The sequence below is a fragment of the Lentzea xinjiangensis genome, assembly GCF_900110955.1.
Classification (GTDB): Bacteria; Actinomycetota; Actinomycetes; order Mycobacteriales; family Pseudonocardiaceae; genus Lentzea; species Lentzea xinjiangensis.
The window spans coordinates 398315-415460 of sequence record NZ_FOFR01000003.1 but is presented as its reverse complement, the minus strand read 5'-3'; the positions used below and the strand labels follow the sequence as shown (position 1 = coordinate 415460).

At 70.6% G+C, this 17146-nt stretch carries 20 protein-coding genes; 15 read left to right on the top strand and 5 right to left on the bottom strand.

Going from position 1 to position 17146, the window contains the following annotated elements:
* The first annotated feature begins 107 nt into the window (after window positions 1-107).
* From rpsO to BMW88_RS11595, 5 genes are all read left to right on the top strand, one after another.
* Window positions 108-377 (top strand): 30S ribosomal protein S15, encoded by a 270-nt coding sequence (gene rpsO / locus BMW88_RS11615; protein WP_045318466.1) that lies wholly within the window; start codon window positions 108-110, stop codon window positions 375-377.
* Window positions 378-608: 231 nt separating this feature from the next.
* The gene (locus BMW88_RS11610) at window positions 609-2855 is read left to right on the top strand and encodes a polyribonucleotide nucleotidyltransferase (protein WP_089950646.1); all 2247 of its coding nucleotides are present in this window, start codon (window positions 609-611) and stop codon (window positions 2853-2855) included.
* Window positions 2856-2950: 95 nt separating this feature from the next.
* Window positions 2951-4252 carry a M16 family metallopeptidase gene (locus BMW88_RS11605; protein ID WP_425434647.1) on the top strand — a complete coding sequence of 434 codons (1302 nt, stop codon included), beginning with the start codon at window positions 2951-2953 and terminating at the stop codon, window positions 4250-4252.
* Window positions 4249-4986 carry a 4-hydroxy-tetrahydrodipicolinate reductase gene (gene dapB, locus BMW88_RS11600; RefSeq protein ID WP_089950644.1) on the top strand — a complete coding sequence of 246 codons (738 nt, stop codon included), beginning with the start codon at window positions 4249-4251 and terminating at the stop codon, window positions 4984-4986. Before BMW88_RS11605 ends, dapB begins: the two co-directional genes overlap by 4 nt.
* Complete coding sequence (locus tag BMW88_RS11595; protein ID WP_089950643.1) at window positions 4983-5420, top strand: tetratricopeptide repeat protein; 438 nt, start codon at window positions 4983-4985, stop codon at window positions 5418-5420. Before dapB ends, BMW88_RS11595 begins: the two co-directional genes overlap by 4 nt.
* A 470-nt stretch (window positions 5421-5890) precedes the next feature.
* On the opposite strand, the gene BMW88_RS11590 is transcribed toward BMW88_RS11595, so the two are convergent.
* Window positions 5891-7096: a winged helix-turn-helix domain-containing protein gene (locus tag BMW88_RS11590; protein WP_089950705.1), complete on the bottom strand. Its 1206-nt coding sequence runs from the start codon at window positions 7094-7096 to the stop codon at window positions 5891-5893.
* A 70-nt stretch (window positions 7097-7166) separates the two neighbouring features.
* Between BMW88_RS11590 and BMW88_RS11585 the strand changes: the two genes are divergently transcribed.
* Together BMW88_RS11585 and BMW88_RS11580 are read left to right on the top strand one after the other, a co-directional pair.
* Window positions 7167-7709, top strand: a complete 543-nt coding sequence (locus BMW88_RS11585) for a GNAT family N-acetyltransferase (RefSeq protein ID WP_089950642.1) — start codon at window positions 7167-7169, stop codon at window positions 7707-7709.
* Between the two features lie 21 nt (window positions 7710-7730).
* On the top strand, window positions 7731-8243 hold the full coding sequence (locus tag BMW88_RS11580; RefSeq protein WP_089950641.1) for a YqaA family protein: 513 nt from the start codon (window positions 7731-7733) through the stop codon (window positions 8241-8243).
* 42 nt (window positions 8244-8285) lie between these two features.
* Here BMW88_RS11580 and BMW88_RS11575 read toward each other — a convergent pair whose 3' ends face one another.
* Window positions 8286-9152: an SRPBCC domain-containing protein gene (locus tag BMW88_RS11575; RefSeq protein WP_089950640.1), complete on the bottom strand. Its 867-nt coding sequence runs from the start codon at window positions 9150-9152 to the stop codon at window positions 8286-8288.
* Entirely contained in the window at window positions 9149-9691 is a 543-nt protein-coding gene (locus BMW88_RS11570; protein WP_089950639.1) for a winged helix-turn-helix domain-containing protein, read from the bottom strand. The genes BMW88_RS11575 and BMW88_RS11570 overlap by 4 nt, the downstream gene beginning before the upstream one ends.
* Window positions 9692-9819: 128 nt before the next feature.
* On the opposite strand from BMW88_RS11570, the gene BMW88_RS11565 reads away from it, so the two are divergent.
* The 3 genes from BMW88_RS11565 to BMW88_RS11555 are packed head-to-tail and all read left to right on the top strand — an operon-like array spanning window position 9820 to window position 11929.
* Entirely contained in the window at window positions 9820-10803 is a 984-nt protein-coding gene (locus BMW88_RS11565; RefSeq protein ID WP_089950638.1) for an aldo/keto reductase, read from the top strand.
* 4 nt (window positions 10804-10807) lie between these two features.
* Window positions 10808-11416 (top strand): TetR/AcrR family transcriptional regulator, encoded by a 609-nt coding sequence (locus BMW88_RS11560; protein WP_089950637.1) that lies wholly within the window; start codon window positions 10808-10810, stop codon window positions 11414-11416.
* Between the two features lie 18 nt (window positions 11417-11434).
* Entirely contained in the window at window positions 11435-11929 is a 495-nt protein-coding gene (locus tag BMW88_RS11555) for a hypothetical protein (RefSeq protein ID WP_089950636.1), read from the top strand.
* 33 nt (window positions 11930-11962) lie between these two features.
* Here the strand turns inward: BMW88_RS11555 and BMW88_RS11550 are convergent, their stop codons facing one another.
* Together BMW88_RS11550 and BMW88_RS11545 are read right to left on the bottom strand one after the other, a co-directional pair.
* Window positions 11963-12871 carry a DUF4097 family beta strand repeat-containing protein gene (locus tag BMW88_RS11550; protein WP_089950635.1) on the bottom strand — a complete coding sequence of 303 codons (909 nt, stop codon included), beginning with the start codon at window positions 12869-12871 and terminating at the stop codon, window positions 11963-11965.
* A 5-nt stretch (window positions 12872-12876) separates the two neighbouring features.
* Window positions 12877-13380, bottom strand: coding sequence for a toxin-antitoxin system HicB family antitoxin (locus BMW88_RS11545; protein WP_089950634.1), 504 nt, complete (start codon window positions 13378-13380; stop codon window positions 12877-12879).
* 68 nt (window positions 13381-13448) lie between these two features.
* On the opposite strand from BMW88_RS11545, the gene thyX reads away from it, so the two are divergent.
* The 5 genes from thyX to BMW88_RS11520 all read left to right on the top strand — a co-directional run bounded on the left by thyX (window position 13449) and on the right by BMW88_RS11520 (window position 17131).
* Entirely contained in the window at window positions 13449-14153 is a 705-nt protein-coding gene (gene thyX / locus BMW88_RS11540; RefSeq protein WP_089950633.1) for an FAD-dependent thymidylate synthase, read from the top strand.
* 4 nt (window positions 14154-14157) lie between these two features.
* The gene (locus BMW88_RS11535) at window positions 14158-14559 is read left to right on the top strand and encodes an ACT domain-containing protein (protein ID WP_089950632.1); all 402 of its coding nucleotides are present in this window, start codon (window positions 14158-14160) and stop codon (window positions 14557-14559) included.
* Window positions 14560-14644: 85 nt separating this feature from the next.
* Window positions 14645-16084, top strand: a complete 1440-nt coding sequence (locus BMW88_RS11530; RefSeq protein WP_089950631.1) for a serine/threonine-protein kinase — start codon at window positions 14645-14647, stop codon at window positions 16082-16084.
* 2 nt (window positions 16085-16086) lie between these two features.
* Entirely contained in the window at window positions 16087-16500 is a 414-nt protein-coding gene (locus tag BMW88_RS11525; RefSeq protein ID WP_089950630.1) for a hypothetical protein, read from the top strand.
* Window positions 16501-16519: 19 nt separating this feature from the next.
* A complete protein-coding gene (locus BMW88_RS11520; RefSeq protein WP_089950629.1) occupies window positions 16520-17131 on the top strand; it encodes a TIGR03085 family metal-binding protein in 612 nt (203 codons plus the stop codon).
* Window positions 17132-17146: the final 15 nt, after the last annotated feature.

Here is a 17146-nt window from a genome sequence, read left to right as displayed (position 1 = left end):
TCGGAGTTGGGTCTGGCTGCGGTCCGTGGCGGCCAGCACCGGCTACCCCGGCCAGCAATTCGGCGGCCCGGGGCCGCACGGACCTGAACAAGTAGGAGAACCACCCAGTGGCACTGTCCACGGATCAGAAGAAGTCCATCCTCGGTGAGTACGGTCTGCACGACAGCGACACCGGCTCGACCGAGGCGCAGGTCGCCCTGCTGAGCAAGCGCATCGCGGACCTCACGGAGCACCTCAAGCAGCACAAGCACGACCACCACTCCCGCCGTGGTCTTCTGCTGATGGTCGGCCGTCGCCGCCGTCTGCTGAACTACCTGACCAAGGTGGACATCAACCGCTACCGCGCGCTGATCCAGCGCCTCGGTCTGCGCAGGTGACATCTGCCGAGGGGGAGTGACCGGCCGGTCACTCCCCCTCGGCGTACAACCAGGTGTATACAGATTCCTGGTTGCGAAGAGGACGAAACAGGACCCGCGTCGCGCGAAGCAAGTTTCCGCGCCGGTCCTCGGTAGTGGCCTCCTGGTGGAAACGCCCCAGGGGACTTCGATCGAAGACCGGCCTCGTCAAATCGCGTGTGCGGAGTCCAAAAGACGAGGAGTAACAAGTAAATGACGGACATCGAGGTCCACGAGGCGACTGCCGTTATCGACAACGGCAAGTTCGGCTCGCGCACCATCCGTTTCGAGACCGGGCGCCTCGCGCGTCAGGCCGCCGGAAGCGTGGTCGCGTACCTGGACGACGACACGATGCTTCTTTCCGCCACGACGGCGTCGAAGCACCCCAAGGAGCACTTCGACTTCTTCCCCCTCACGGTGGACGTCGAGGAGCGCATGTACGCCGCGGGCCGCATCCCCGGCTCGTTCTTCCGGCGTGAGGGCCGTCCGAGCACGGACGCCATCCTCACCTGCCGCCTGATCGACCGTCCGCTGCGCCCGTCCTTCGTGGACGGTCTGCGCAACGAGATCCAGGTCGTCATCACGGTCATGAGCCTGAACCCGGCCGACCTGTACGACGTCGTGGCGATCAACGCCGCGTCCGCGTCGACGCAGCTCGCCGGCCTGCCGTTCTCCGGTCCGATCGGTGGCGTCCGCGTGGCGCTGATCGAGGGCCAGTGGGTGGCGTTCCCGACGCACGAGCAGCTCGAGAAGGCCGTGTTCGACATGGTCGTCGCGGGCCGCGTGGTCGACTCCGGCGACGTCGCGATCATGATGGTCGAGGCGGAGGCCACCGAGAACGTGATCGACCTGATCGGCGAGGGCGCCGTCGCCCCCACCGAGGAGGTCGTGGCCGCGGGTCTCGAGGCCGCCAAGCCGTTCATCAAGGTCCTCTGCGAGGCGCAGGCGCAGCTCGCGCAGGTCGCCGCCAAGCCCACCGGTGAGTACCCGACGTACCCGGCCTACCAGGCCGACGCGTTCGAGGCCGTCGAGTCCGCCGCCTCCGGCGAGCTGGCCCAGGCGCTGACCATCGCGGGCAAGGCCGAGCGCGAGACCAAGCTCGACGAGATCAAGGCCGCCACGCTGGACAAGCTGGCCGAGCAGTTCGAGGGCCGCGAGAAGGAGGTCGGCGCCGCGTTCCGCTCGCTGACCAAGAAGCTCGTCCGCCAGCGGATCCTGCGCGACAACGTCCGCATCGACGGCCGCGGCCTCACCGACATCCGCGACCTGGGTGCCGAGGTGGCCGTGATCCCGAGGACGCACGGCTCGGCGCTGTTCGAGCGCGGCGAGACCCAGATCCTGGGTGTCACCACCCTGAACATGCTGCGCATGGAGCAGCAGATCGACTCGCTGTCCCCCGAGACGCACAAGCGCTACCTGCACCACTACAACTTCCCGCCCTACTCGACCGGTGAGACCGGTCGCGTGGGTTCGCCGAAGCGCCGCGAGATCGGCCACGGCGCACTGGCCGAGCGCGCGCTCATGCCGGTGCTCCCGAAGCGCGACGAGTTCCCGTACGCGATCCGCCAGGTCTCCGAGGCGCTGGGCTCCAACGGCTCCACCTCGATGGGCTCGGTCTGCGCGTCGACGCTGTCGCTGCTCAACGCCGGTGTCCCGCTGAAGGCCCCGGTGTCGGGCATCGCGATGGGCCTCGTCTCCGACGAGGTCGACGGCGAGACCCGCTACGTGGCGCTGACCGACATCCTCGGTGCCGAGGACGCGTTCGGCGACATGGACTTCAAGGTCGCGGGCACCAAGGAGTTCGTGACGGCGCTGCAGCTCGACACGAAGCTCGACGGCATCCCGTCCGAGGTGCTGGCGTCGGCGCTGGGCCAGGCCCGCGACGCGCGCTACACCATCCTGGAGGTCATGGCCGAGGCCATCTCCGACCCGGACGAGATGAGCGCCTTCGCTCCGCGCGTCACGTCGGTCAAGATCCCGACCGACAAGATCGGCGAGGTCATCGGCCCGAAGGGCAAGATGATCAACTCGATCACCGAGCAGACCGGTGCCGACATCTCCATCGAGGACGACGGCACGATCTACGTCGGTGCGGCGGACGGCCCCTCGGCCGAGGCCGCGATCGACATGATCAACGCGATCGCGAACCCGCAGCTGCCGAAGGTCGGCGAGCGCTTCCTGGGCACCGTGGTGAAGACGGCCGCGTTCGGCGCGTTCGTCTCGCTGCTGCCCGGCAAGGACGGCCTCGTCCACATCTCGAAGCTGGGCAACGGCAAGCGCATCGCGAAGGTGGAGGACGTCGTCAAGGTCGGCGACAAGCTCCGCGTCGAGATCGCCGACATCGACCAGCGCGGCAAGATCAGCCTGGTGGTCGTGAACGAGGACGCCGCCGAGGCGGCGCCCGCGTCCGACGAGGCGCCCGCTGCCACCGAGGCCGCTGAGGCGGCTCCCGCGCAGTGAGTGCGACAGACAACGTGACGGCCGCGGGTGCACCCACCCGCGGCCGTCCGCGTACCGGACGGGTGGGGCACCTCCAGCGACCGGGCAGCACGCAGGTGCTCGAGACGTCCGCGGGGTCCGAGGTGCGGCGCAGCATGCTGCCCTCGGGCCTGCGGGTCATCACCGAGCGCATCCCCAGCGTGCGGTCCGCCTCGGTCGGGCTGTGGGTGCAGGTCGGGTCCCGTGACGAACGGCCAGAGGTGGCGGGTGCCGCGCACTACCTGGAACACCTGCTGTTCAAGGGGACCTCGCGGCGCTCCGCGGCGGCGATCGCCGAGGAGATCGACGCGGTCGGCGGCGAGCTGAACGCGTTCACCGCCAAGGAGCACACCTGCTACTACGCGCACGTCCTCGACGAGGACCTGCCGTTGGCGGTCGACCTCGTGTCCGACGTGGTGTTCGAGGCGCTCTGCGGCCCGCGTGACTTCGAGACCGAACGCGGTGTCGTGCTCGAAGAGATCGCGATGCGCGATGACGACGCCGAGGACCTGCTGCACGACGCGTTCATCGAGGCGTTGTTCGGCGGGCACGCGCTGGGACGTCCGGTGCTGGGCACCGAGAAGTCCATCCAGGACATGCAGCGCGACAACCTCTACTCGTTCTACAAGAAGCGCTACACGTTGCCGCGCATGGTGTTCTCGGTCGCGGGCAACATCGAGCACACGCACGTGATGCGCCTGGTTCGCAAGGCGGTCGGCGACCGGCTGGCGCGGGAGGGCAGCGCGGTGCCGCCACGGGCGGGACGCGCGCGCATCGCCGGCGCCCGCAAGCTGGTGCTGCACACCGACGACACCGAGCAGGCGCACCTGATGCTCGGGATGCGCGGCCTGGACCGCCACGACGAGCGCCGGTTCGCGTTGAACGTCCTGAACGCGGCCGTCGGCGGTGGCATGAGCTCCCGGCTGTTCCAGGAGGTGCGCGAGCGGCGCGGCCTGGCGTACCAGGTGTACTCGTCGGTCGGCCTGTACGCCGACACCGGCACGTTCGCCGTCTACGCGGGCTGCCAGCCGGACCGCCTGGGCGAGACCGCCGGCGTGATCCGCGAGGTGCTCGTGGACGTCGCCAAGGGCGGTCTGCCGGAGGCGGAGGTGGCGCGCGGCAAGGGACAGCTGCGCGGCGCGCTGGTCCTCGGGCTGGAGGACACCAGCTCCCGGATGTCGCGCATCGGCAAGTCCGAGCTCAACTACGGCGACCACCTGAGCGTCGAGGACACGCTGGCGCGGATCGACGCCGTGACGTCGGAGGAGGTGGCGCTGCTCGCACGTGATCTGCTGCGCCGTCCCGTCGCCGCCGCGGTGGTCGGCCCTTACGATCACGCCGACGATCTGCCGGACCAGGTACACGAGGTGATTGCATGATTCGCGTCGGAGTTCTCGGCGCGCGGGGCCGCATGGGTTCCGAGGTGGTCCGCGCGGTCGAGGCCGCGAAGGACATGGAGGTCGTCGCGGCCATCGACGCCGACGACCCGTTGTCGGCCCTGGTCGACGCCCGTGCCGAGGTCGTCGTCGACTTCACGCATCCCGACGTGGTGATGGACAACCTCGCGTTCTGCGTGGACGCCGGAATCCATTGCGTGGTCGGCACTTCCGGCTTCGACGCCGACAAGCTCGCGGCGGTGGAGCGGTTGCTGGCGGACCGGCCCTCCGTCGGCGTGCTCGTCGCGCCGAACTTCGGCATCGGCGCCGTGCTGCTGATGCGCTTCTCGGAGATCGCGGCCCGCTACTACGAGTCGGCCGAGATCATCGAGCTGCACCACCCGCGCAAGGCCGACGCCCCGTCCGGCACCGCGGCGCACACCGCGCGCCTGATCGCGGCGGCGCGTGCGGGCATGGACCCCATGCCCGACGCGACCACCCAGGAGGAGCCGGGCGCACGCGGGGCCGTCGTCGACGGCGTGCGGGTCCACTCGCTGCGGATCTCCGGGATGATCGCGCACCAGGAGGTCGTGTTCGGCGGGGAGAGCGAAACCCTGACGATCCGCCAGGACTCGTTGCACCGCACGTCGTTCATGCCGGGTGTCGTGCTGGGCGTGCGGGAGGTCGTGTCGCGGCCAGGACTGGCCGTCGGCCTCGACAAGTACCTGGACCTGTGAAGGTCAGGGCCACCGTCGGGCTGCTGATCGCGGCCCTCGCGGTGTACTTCGTCCTGCTCACCGGTCGTGCTGTCGCCCTGCTGCGGACCGGTGAGCTCGTCGGCGTGCTGCTCGGCGTGGGCGTGCTGATCCTGCCGCTGCTCGGGGTGTGGCTCGTGTACTCCAACCTGCGGTTCGGGTGGGAGACCGAGAAGATGGCCCGCGAGCTGGACGCGGACGGGCTGCTGCCCGACACCTCGCACCTGCCCCGGCGTCCTTCCGGCCGCGTCGACCGCGACGCCGCCGACTCGTGGTTCGAACAGCGGCGGGCCGAGGTCGAGGCCGCGCCGGAGGACTGGCGGGCCTGGTTCCGGCTCGCGTACGCCTACGACATCGCGGGTGACCGCGGACGGGCGCGCGAGACGATGCGGAAGGCCATCCAGCTGCACTCCTGATCCTGGTGGGGCTCCAGGGGTTTCCGCTTTCGAGGGGGTTCCTGCGCGGGTCCGGGTCGGCTGGCGGCAGCGCAGTGGTTCCTGCTTCGCGGGGATCCTTGCGCGGGCTTAGGTCGGCCGAGAGCGGCAGCGCAGAGGTTCCCGCTCCGCGGAGGATCCCTGCGCGGGCCTGGGTCGGCTGGCGGCGGCAGCGCAGTGTTCCCGCTCCGCGAGATTCCCTGTGCTGGCCCAGGTCGGCCGAGGGTGGCAATGCAGGGGTTTCCGCTCCAAGAGGACTCTTGCGCGGGCCTGGGTCGGCTGGCGGCGGCAGTGCAGGATTTTCGCTTCGAGGGGACCCCTGCGCGGCCAGGTCGGCCGAGAACGGCAGTGCAGTAGTTCCCGCTCCGAAGGGACCCCTGCGCGGGCCCAGGTCGGCCGAGAGCGGCAGCGCAGAGGTTCCCGCTCCGCAGAGGATCCGTGCGCGGCACAGGTCAGCCGACAGCGGCAGCGGCGGCCAGCTCCGCCGCCAGATCGCCCTTCTGCACCACCAGCACGTCCTCGAGCCCCAGCCAGTCGGCCATGTGCCGCAGCTCCGCGGCGAGCTCGGCGGCGACGCGCCCGCGGTCCACGCCCTCCTCGGCCCACGCCGACTGCACCCGCAGCACCCCCGCCGCCCGGTCGGCCTTGATGTCCACGCGCCCCACGAGCTGTCCGTCCAGCAGGAACGGGAACACGTAGTACCCGTGCACCCGCCGGGGCTCCGGCACGTAGATCTCGATGCGGTACCGGAAGCCGAAGATCCGCTCGGTCCGCGCCCGCTCCCAGATCAACGGGTCGAACGGGCACAGCAACGCCCGCCCGGTCACCCGGCGCGGCGCTTTCGCCTCGACGTGGCGGTAGGCGGGGGCGCGCCAGCCCTCCACGGACACCGGTTCGAGCAGGCCCTCCTCGACCAGGGAGGCCACCGCGGCCTGCGAGCGCCGGGGATCGAGGCGGTAGTAGTCGCGCAGGTCGGGCTCGGTCGCCACCCCCAGCGCCACGGCGGAACGCAGCACCAGCTCGCGGGCCCCTTCCTCCGGCGTCCACCTCCTGGCCAGGACGTCGGCGGGGATGACGCGCTCGGTCAGGTCGTACAGCCGCTCGAAAGCGCGCCTCGTCCCCGTCGTGAGGACGCCGACGCCGAACAGGACCTCGCACACGCGCTTGACCTCGGACCAGTCCCACCACGGCCCCTTGGCGCGGCCGGACTCGCCGAGCAGGGCCTTCTCCAGAGCGCCGGCGCCGATCGGGCCGAGCTCCTTCACCGCGGCCAGCACCTCGTCGACGAGCTGGGGCGAGCGGTCGAGGATGGTCTGGTAGTTCTGCCACCAGCCGCGCTTCTTCGCGCCCGAGTGGAACAGCGGCCAGTCGGCGACCGGCACCAGGGACGCCTCGTGGGCCCACGTCTCGACGAGCAGGCGGGGCTTGCGGGCGGAGTGGGTCCAGGCGGCCTCGTCCAGCAGGGCGGGGTCGTAGGCGCCCAGGCGGGAGAACAGGGGCATGTAGTGCGCGCGCACGGCCACGTTCACCGAGTCGATCTGCAGGAGCTGCACGCGGGACAGCACTCGTTGCAGGTGCCTGCGCGTGGCCGCGGACGGCCTCGGGTCGGTGAAGCCCTGCGCGCCCAACGCGATTCGGCGTGCCACGTCCGCACTCATCCTCTGCACGGGGCCGATGTTGCCACGCACCCCCGACAGTTCCGCACCGCGGCGCCGATAAGGTGCGTTCATGGCCGACGCCGGCGTGCACACCGCCACCGCTGCCGATCTCCCGGAGATCGTCCGCATCCACCGGGAGACGTGGCGGCTCGCCTACGCCCGCCTGCTGCCCGCCGAGGTGCTCGACGCGCTCGACACCGACGACGCGTGGGCGCTCGCGGTCGGGCAGGGAGCGGTTCTCGCCGCGACCGAGGGCGACTTCACCGTCGGGTTCGTCGTGGCGAGCAAGGCTCCCGACGAGGAAGTGGCCAAAGCGGACGGTTCGCTGCCACCGGACGCGGACACCACCGCCCTGCTCAGCGTCCTCGTCGAACCGCGGTGGGGGCGGCGCGGGCACGGCACGAGGCTGGTCGCCGAGGCGGTCCGCAGGCTCGCGGGAGCCGGCGCGACGCGGGGGATCGCCTGGGTGCCGGAAGCCGACGAGGCGTCGCGGAACTTCTACGAACGACTCGGCTGGACCGGTGACGGGACGGTGCGCACGCTGGACGCGAGCGGGCGTCCGTTGCGCGAAGTCCGGCTCTCCGGTCCGCTGGAGGTCCGGCTCGCCGACTGAGATCTGTGTAACCTCGGCCGGGTGCTCGCCTTGGTCGCCCTCACCTTCGGGGTCGCGTTCGGCTCGGCGCTCGTTCCCTTCATCAGCGTGGAAGCGTTCGTGGTGGGTGTCGGTGCGCGCTGGCCCGGCGTGTCGTGCTTCCTCGTCGGCCTCGTCGTGGCCGTGGCGCAGGTGCTCGGCAAGCTGCTGTACTTCTACGCGGCCCGCGGCGACATCAAGCTGCCCGCGTTCTTGCACCGCAAGCGCAAGGTGCGCGCCAAGCCGTCGCGGTGGCACCGGTGGTTCGGCCCCGGCACGCGGGTGCACCGCTGGGGCGACTGGATCCACGTGAAGTGCAAGGCCCACCCGAACTGGATGGCCGGCACGCACGCGGTGAGCTCGCTGGTGGGCTTGCCGCCGTTCATGGCGACGAGCGTGCTCGCCGGGCTCGCGGGCATGTCCACGCTGATGTTCATCGTGACCGGCATGGTGGGCCGCTTCGCGCGGTTCAGCTTCCTCGCGGCCTCGCCGGCCATGGTCATGACCTGGCTCTAGGAGCTGCCGGTGCGAGAGCCGGGCCGGCTCCCGCACGACAGGTCACTGGGGGAACAGCACTCCCTGGGGCAGGCCGGGCAGGTCGTAGGAGTGCCACATCGGGCGCCAGTCCGGCAGCTCCAGCATGCGGCGCAGGTCCGCGAACCCGCTGAGCCAGCCCGTCCACGACCCGTAGGGCGGGTTCGCCGCGTCGAAGCCGCTCTGCACGAACGTGAGCCGCGTCCTGCCGTCCGAGCCCTTCAGCTCCCAGGACGTCACCATCCCGTCCGGGAACCGCAACGCGAAGCGCTCCTCGTCGAGCGCGATGATCTTCGCGGGGTTCGGGTCCTCGTCGAGGCTGCCCATGGTCCACCGGCCGCCGACGTGCGGTTCGATCTCCATGCCGGCCCCGAACCACCGCGCGAACTTGCCGGCGTCGGTCAGCGCGTCGACGACGGCGGCCGGCGGTGCCGCGATCTCGAACTCGAACCGCTGCTCGGGGGTCGTGAAGTCGCAGAACCCCAGCACCGGCCGGCCCTCGACGTGGTCGACCAGGTTGCCCAGCACCAGCGGCCAGAACGTCTGGACGACCTCGTCCCGCTCCTCACCCACGCCCCAGTCCGGGTACGGGGACTGCGTCGCCGCGATGAGCGTCTCGCCGTCGCGCTGCTCCACACCGAGCTCGACCGTGTACTCGGTGCCGTAGAGCGACCACGAGAAGCGCACCGCCGTGCCGTCGGCCCCCAGCAGCTCCTGCCGGCCGCGTTCGCCGTCCGGGGTGTAGCGCCCCCAGAACTCGTACTCACCGCGCTCCAGGTCCACGTGGGCGTGCTCGGCGAGCCACACCCGCAGCTCACCGGCGGTGGTGAGGGCCTGGTAGACCCTCGTGGCCGGCGCGGACGTGCGAACGCGAACAGTTCCGGTGCTCACCGGTCGTCTCCTTTCGGGTAGCAGGCGAGCGCGATGCGGAACGCATCCCCCTCCGCGCCGCCGTATTTGGTGAAGAGGTCCTGCAACGTCGTTTGCAGCTCCGCGAGGAACTGCCGGCGCTCCTCCGGCCGCACCCGGATCTCGCCGGACACGCCCACGGACGGCAGCTCGCTCGAGCGGTCCAGCGCCGCCACGTCGGCCTGCACCTGCTCGGCGAGGTCGACGAGGTGGCCCAGCGCCAGCTCGTCGCGCGACCCGATCCGGCCGACGAGCCGCGGTGACAGCCAGTACGAGCGCGCCGCTGCCTGGTAGAGGCCCTCCTGGACGCCGCGCACCCTGCGCTCGGCGACCTGGCTGACGAGTCCGGCGTTGACGAGCTGCTTCACGTGGTAGTGCACGCGTTGCGGCGTCTGGCCGAGCACCTCGGCGACCTCGGTGCACGAACGCGGCGCGGCGAGCTGCCGCAGCACCTCCACGCGCTGCGGCTTGAGCAGGGTCTCGGCCTGCTCCATCCGGTCCAGGTAGATCACGTCTCTCATCGCAAAAACTACTTTGAACGTTCAAAAGTATTTTGTCAATCCTGCGAACAACTGACTGCTGACAGATATTGAAATCTGTCACTTGATGCGAGAAGCTGGAGCCATCTGAGAGACGAAGGGGTTCGACAATGCAGAAGCGCCAGCTCGGAGCCACCGGCCCGGTCGTGTCCGCCATCGGCCTCGGCTGCATGGGCATGTCCAACGCGTACGGCCCCGCGGACCGGGACGAGAGCATCGCGACCGTCCGCGCGGCCGTCGACGCGGGCGTCACGCTGCTCGACACCGGTGACTTCTACGGCCAGGGCCACAACGAGCTGCTCATCAGCGAGGCGATCAGGGGCCGCCGGGACGAGGTGCTGCTCAGCGTCAAGTTCGGTGCCATGCGCGACGCCGAGGGAGCTTTCCTCGGGTTCGACGGCCGGCCGGTCGCGGTCGCCAACTCGCTCGCGTACTCGTTGCAGCGGCTCGGCACCGACCACGTCGACGTCTACCGGCCGGCGCGGCTCGACCCGGACGTGCCGATCGAGGACACCATCGGCGCCATCGCCGAGCAGGTCGAGAAGGGTCACGTGCGGCACATCGGCCTGAGCGAGGTCGGTGCGGAGACCATCCGCAGGGCCCACGCCGTGCACCCCATCGCCGACCTGCAGATCGAGTACGGCCTGCTGGAGCGCGGTGTGGAGAAGGAGATCCTGCGGACGACCCGTGAGCTCGGCATCGGCATCACCGCCTACGGCGTGCTGTCCCGCGGCCTGATCTCCGCCACGCCGCTCGCGATCAGCTCCGGCGACTGGCGCGGCCACACCCCGCGGTTCCAGGGCGACAACCTGCGCCACAACGCCGCGCTCGTCGAGAAGCTCGGCGAGATCGCGCGGGACAAGGGCGTCACGGTCGCGCAGCTCGCGATCGCGTGGGTCGCCGCGCGCGGCGAGGACGTGGTGCCTCTGGTCGGCACGAGCAAGCGTGCGAGGCTGGAGGAGGCGATCGGTGCCGTCGACGTGACGTTCACCGAGCAGGAGCTGCGGGAGATCGACACCGTGGTTCCGGTCGGCGCCGCCGCGGGCACGCGGTACCCGGCGCAGCAGATGGCCATGCTGGACAGCGAGAGGTGAGCACGTGGCGGAGGCGTTGACCGGTGAGGCGATCCTCGCGGCGACCGAAGAGGTGCTGCGCAGGTACGGCCCGGCCAAGGCGACGGTGGTGGACGTCGCCAAGGCGCTCGGGGTCAGCCACGGCAGCGTCTACCGCCACTTCGCGACCAAGGCCGCGCTCAGGGAAGCGGTGACGAAGCGCTGGCTCGCCGCGATCCACGAGGAGATGACCCCCGCGTTCGGCGAGGGCCTCACCGCCGCCGAGGTGCTCAGGGCCTGGTTGCAGAAGCTCTTCGACGAGAAGCGCCGCGCGCACCACGAGGACGAGGAGCTGTTCGCCACGTTCCGGACGCTCGTCCACGAGAGCAGCGACATCGTCGAGTACCACCTCGGGCACATGGTGGGGCAGCTCACGCGCATCATTTCGGCGGGAGTGGAAACCCACGAGTTCGTGACCGACGACGTCGACGTGACCGCGCAGGCGGTGTGGGACGCGACGAACAGGTTCCACCACCCGGCGCACGCCCGGGAGTGGACGGGTCCTCGCGTCCAGGAGGAGTTCGACGCCGTCGTCTCACTGGTCATCGCCGGGCTGCGGTACAACCGAGTCCCGAGTGCCGCAGGCGATGCTTGAGGGTCACGGAGGTGAGCGGTGCCGCCTGACGAGTGGATCGACCTGCTGGGAGCGCCGGAGAGGCGTCCTGACCCGGTTGACTGGGCCGCCGTCGCGTCGCGCGCGGGCACGGCCCTGCCGGCCGACTACGTGCACCTCGCGGAGGCGTACCCGCCGCTGATCGTCGGTGGGTACGTCCGGATCCTGCACCCCACGGCCCGTGCCGGGTTCATGAACTGGATGTCGCAGGCGCCCAGGGTGATGCGGGCCCTGCGCAGGCAGCCGGGCCTGCGCGTGCACCCCGATTCGCCGGGGCTGCTGCCGTGGGGGATCACGGTGAACAACGACCACTGCCTCTGGTACACCCGCGGCGAGCCGGACGAGTGGACCGTGGTGATCACGGACCTGCGGCAGAGGTGGTCCTACGACGGCAGCTTCTCGAGCTTCATCAGGAAGTTCCTGACCGGCGAGGTCCGCTGCCCGATCTTCCCGGCCGACGTCCCCGGTGGCTCCAAGCCGTTCCAGGAGCCCTGACCGGGGACGTCGCCTTCCTCGCCGACCCCCCGGTCAGCTCACGGCTGCGGTCACGAGCGCGTTGCCGCTGCCCGTGCGGCCGGTGACCGTCAGCGCGGCGTCACCCAGCGGCGACGACGAGACGTCGAGGTCGCTGCGCGCGGTGCCGGAGGTGGACACCAGGTCGATCCGCGCGAGCGTGCCCTGGCGGATGCCGACCCGGATGTTGCCGGAGCCGGTGCCGAGCTGGATCTCCCCCGAGGCCGCGTCGGCCACGGTGAGGTCACCGCTGCCGGTGCGGACCTGGACGTTGCCCTGCACGGCGCCCAGCCAGACGTCGCCGGTGCCGGTGATCAGCGTGGTGGTGCCGCCGACCGACGACACCTCGACGTCACCGCTGCCCGTCTTGGCCTTCAGCGAGGCGAGCATCGTGCCGAGCCGGACCGCGCCGGCCCCGGAGTTGATCTTGGCCTCGCCGGTCGCCCGGTCCGCGGACACGGTGCCCGTTCCGGTGTTCAGGTCCAACCGGCCCGCGCCACCCGTCACGACGACATCGGCCGCGCCCGTCCGTGAGGACACGTGCGAACCGACGGGCGCGGTCACCACCACCGAGAGCGGCACGGCGCGCAAGGGCAGTGCCTTCGACGACTCGATGCGCAAGCGGTTGCCCAGCAGCTCGACGCGGGCCTCCCGGACGGCCTCCTCCGGGCCGGGCGCGGGAGCCGCCTTCTCGGCGCCGAACTGGCCGCTGACCCAGCTGAGCACGCTCGACAGACCTTCGGTCCACGAGCTGCCCGCCGCTGGGTCGTGCCGCACCTCGACGTGCACGCCCGGACCGTCGACCAGGTGCACCTGCACCCGGCCGCTGAGCAGCGAGACGTCGATCTCGGCGGTACCCGCGAACTCGAAGCTCTGCTGGCGCACGACGCCCGCCGGCTCCGTGGGCTCTGACGACTCGGTCATCCCGCTCACCCCTGCACCCATCCGCGGACGCGCGAACCGGAGCCCGGCTGCCCGCTCCACCCCTTGTGCTGCTGCTTGTGCTTGCCGTGCACCGCGCCACCCACGGCCTGCTGGATGAACGAGTTCAGCGACACGCCCTGCGCCGCCGCGGCGGCCTCGGCCTTCGACTTCAGCTCGTTGATCATGCGCAGGGTGATGCGGCTGATGTCACCCGTGGCATCACCGAACGGCACCTCGTGCCGCGGGGCGGGCTCCGGCTCGGGTTCGGCCGACCCCGTGACGACCACCTGGACGTCACGGCCCGCCAGGCGAACCTCCACGACCTGGCCCTCCAGGGAGGCGGTGACCTCCGCTGCCAGGTCCGACAGCGCGTTCATGATCGCCAGTCGCGCGGCTGGCTCGAGCGCTGCGGACAACGCGGCGGCCGTTCGGCGGGTGTTCTCGTCCCCCGCGGAAGCGGCCGTCGCCAGGTCTTCGCGCAGTGACGCGATGTACGGCGACAGATCCATGACATCACTATGACGTCACTTCCGGCGTCGTGCAACCACCGGGTGGTGTCGGCACTAATGTCGGAGCCATGCCCAGAGTGCGGTTGGTGGCGAGGACCGAGTTCATCCCGCCGGACGACGTGCCGTGGACTACCGACGCGGACGGTGGCGCCGCGCTCGTCGAGTTCGCCGGGCGGGCCTGCTACCAGTCGTGGGACCGCTCGAACCCGATGACGAACACCAACGCGACGTTCCTGCACCACCTGCTCGACGTCGGCCACCTCGCCGCGTTCGAGCACGGCAGCGCCACGCTCTACCTGACCGAACTGCCGCGTTCGCTCACGCACGAGCTGATCCGGCACCGCCACTTCTCGTACTCGCAGCTCTCCCAGCGCACCGACCCGACCGACGTCGTCGAGCCGGGCCTGATCGCCCGGGACCCGGAGCTGCACGCGAGGTTCGTCGCGGCGACCGAGGCGAGCCTCAAGGCGTACGAGGACCTGGTGCAGAGCCTCGAGAAGACCGTCAACGGCAGGCGCGCGCGGCAGATCGCACGGTCTGTCCTGCCGAACGCGACAGGCACCGAGATCGTGGTCACGGGCAACTACCGCTCATGGCGGCACTTCATCGCGATGCGGGCGACCGAGCACATCAACGTCGAACTGCGCGAACTCGCCGTGGCGTGCCTGCGGGAACTGACCGGAGCGGCGCCGAACGCGTTCGCCGACTTCGTCATCTCGACACTCCCGGACGGCACAGAAGTTGCTTCGAGCCCGCTGGTGGTTGAAGGCTGACGCCATGAAGCGGCTCATCGTCGACGTCCGTCCCGGCGAGTACACCGTCACGCGCCTGGCGCCGGCGGCCCCCGTCCCCACCGGCTTGCTCGACCTCACCGGCGTGCTGGTGTCCGTGACCAGGACCTCGGACGAGGTGTCGGTCATCGCCCCCTCGTCGTTCGCCATCGCGGGCGGCGACCAGGAGCGGGGCTGGCGGCTGCTCACCGTGCGCGGGCCGCTGGAGTTCACGCTCACCGGCATCATGGCCGCCCTGGCGGGGGAGCTCGCCGCCGCGGGCGTGTCGTTGTTCGCGCTGTCCACTTACGACACCGACCACCTCCTGGTGAAGCACGCGGACCTCGGCCGCGCCGTGGTCGCGTTGCGCTCCGCGGGTCACGAACTGGTTGTAGCGCCGGAAGCGTAGGAACCGATCTCCCGTGTGGCGGGTCTGAAGTACCGTCAACGCCCTCGGTCCCGGTTGGGCGGCACGTCCGCCCGAGGAGAGAACGATGCACAGTCAGGCAGTCGAACCGCGCGTCATCGCGGGCAGGTACGCCCTGATGGCCGAGCTCGGCCGCGGTGGCATGGGCATCGTCTGGCGTGCCCAGGACCGCCACATCGGGCGCTATGTCGCGATCAAGGAACTGCACCTGCCGGAGGGCATCGCGCACGAGGAGCGCCGTGTGCTCGAAGAGCGCGCTCTGCGTGAGGCGCGCACCGCGGGCAAGCTCAACGACCCCGCTGTCGTGACGGTGTACGACGCGATCAACGAGAACGGCCTGACGTACATCATCATGGAGCTGGTCGAGGCGGCGACGCTGTCGACGTTGATCAGCGCCCACGGGCCGATGCCGCAGAACCAGGTCGTGTCCATCGCGCTGCAGGCGTTGTCCGCGCTGGAGACCGCGCACGCGGCCGGGATCGTGCACCGCGACGTGAAGCCGGGCAACCTGATGGTCCGCCCGGACGGCAAGGTCAAGCTCACCGACTTCGGCATCGCCCAGGCCGTCGACGACCCCCGCCTCACGACCAGCGGCAGCCTCATCGGCTCACCCGCCTACATGTCGCCGGAGCGCATCCACGGCCACGAGGCCGGTCCCGCGTCCGACCTGTGGGCGCTGGGCGCGACGCTCTGCTACGCCGTCGAGGGCTGGAGCCCGTTCGAGCGCTCCTCCACGGCCTCGACCCTGCACGCGATCATGAGCGAGACCCCGCGCCTGACCCGCGCGACCGGCGTGCTCAGCGCCGTGATCACCGGCTTGCTGATCGCCGACCCGAACGCCCGGCTGTCCGGCCCGCAGGCGCGCGCCATGCTCGCGAGCATCGGCAACCAGCCGACGCCGCCCACCGGCATCCCGCCCGTCCAGACCCAGCAGTACCGGCAGGCCGCCCCGGCCGACCCGGCGAAGAAGAAGCGCACCCGCGTCCTCGCGCTGGCCGGCGCCGTCGCCATCGCCGCGGCCGCGTTCACCGGCGGCATCTACGCGCACAGCTGGTTCACGGCGCCGGGCGGCGGCGACAGCGCCACGCTGACCTACGGCGAGGGCGGCGAGGTCCCCGTCTTCGGCCTGTCCGAGAACGTGTGCGGCAACGGCCAGGTCGCGCCGACGAAGCTGCTCGACTCCGACACCCGCGAGGAGTGCGACAAGCCGCACGACTTCGAGGTGTTCGACGCGGTCGAGACGCTGCCGGTGTCCTCGGCCCTGCCCGACGCCGCCTACCCCGGTGCCGAGGCGCTGACGAGCCTCGGCGTCGCGCGCTGCGAGCTGACGCTGAGGTCGCGGTGGGTCAAGGACGGCGACAGCCTCAAGCTCACCACGCTGATCCCGACCGGCTCGGCGTGGCAGAAGGACAAGAACGACACCGCCCAGCGCCGGATCTACTGCGTGGCGAACAAGAAGGACGGCAGCCGGCTGGACGGCACCATCAGCGCGAAGAAGGACAACTAACGGTGAAGCGAAGGATCCTCCCGGTCGTGCTGGCCCTCGGCTGTGCGGCCGCCCTGTCGGCGTGCGGGAACAACGAGGACAAGTTCGTCTCCGAGCTCAAGGCCGCCGGCTTCGCCAACCCCGGCGAGCCCAGCACGGAGAAGGAGAAGAAGTCCAAGAAGATCGGCAAGCGCACGGTGAAGTCCTCGGAGAAGACCATCGAGGTCGTCGTGCGGGTGAAGGGCTGCGACCTGGAGTTCGCCAAGATCTCGGGCCAGTCCGGCTACTGGCTCGACGAACTGCACGTCAACGGACAGGAACCCGACTGGCCGGGGTACCCGGAGAACCTGAACCGCGAGCAGACCGTGGCCCTGCTCGCCGGCAGCTCGGCGAAGCCGAACGGCTTCACCAGCTGCTACCAGCCGAACGAGGCCTGAACCAGGAGGACTACTCAACGTGGGTTTCGCCCGCGACGAGCGCAAGGCGCTCGTCGACCTCATGACCGAGCTGGGCCCGGACGCGCCGACGCTGTGCGGCACGTGGCTGACGAAGGACCTCGCCGCGCACCTCGCGATCCGCGAGCGGCGGCCGGACACCGCGCCGGGGATCGTGGTGCCCGTCCTCGCGAAGTGGACGGAGAAGGTCCAGCGGGACTACGCGCACAAGGCGTGGAGCGAGCTCCTCGACCTGGTGCGCACGCCGCCGTTCTGGATCCAGCCGGTCGACGACCTGATCAACACCGCCGAGTACTTCGTCCACCACGAGGACGTGCGACGCGCGCGGCCGGGCTGGCAGCCGCGGCCCCACGACGCCCGTCGTGAGGCCACGCTGTGGAAGGTGCTGCCGTTCACCGCGCGCATGACGTACAAGTCGTCCCCCGTCGGGGTGACTTTGGTGCGCCCGGACGGCGAGCACGTGGTCGCCAAGCAGGGCGCGAACGGCGTGGTGATCACGGGCGAGGTGGCCGAGCTCGTGATGCTCGCGTTCGGCCGGGACGAGGCCGTCGTGGAGTACAGCGGCGACGCCGACGCGGTGCAACGCGTGCGGTCGTTGAACCGAAGTGTCTGAACTCGGGTAGTTTCT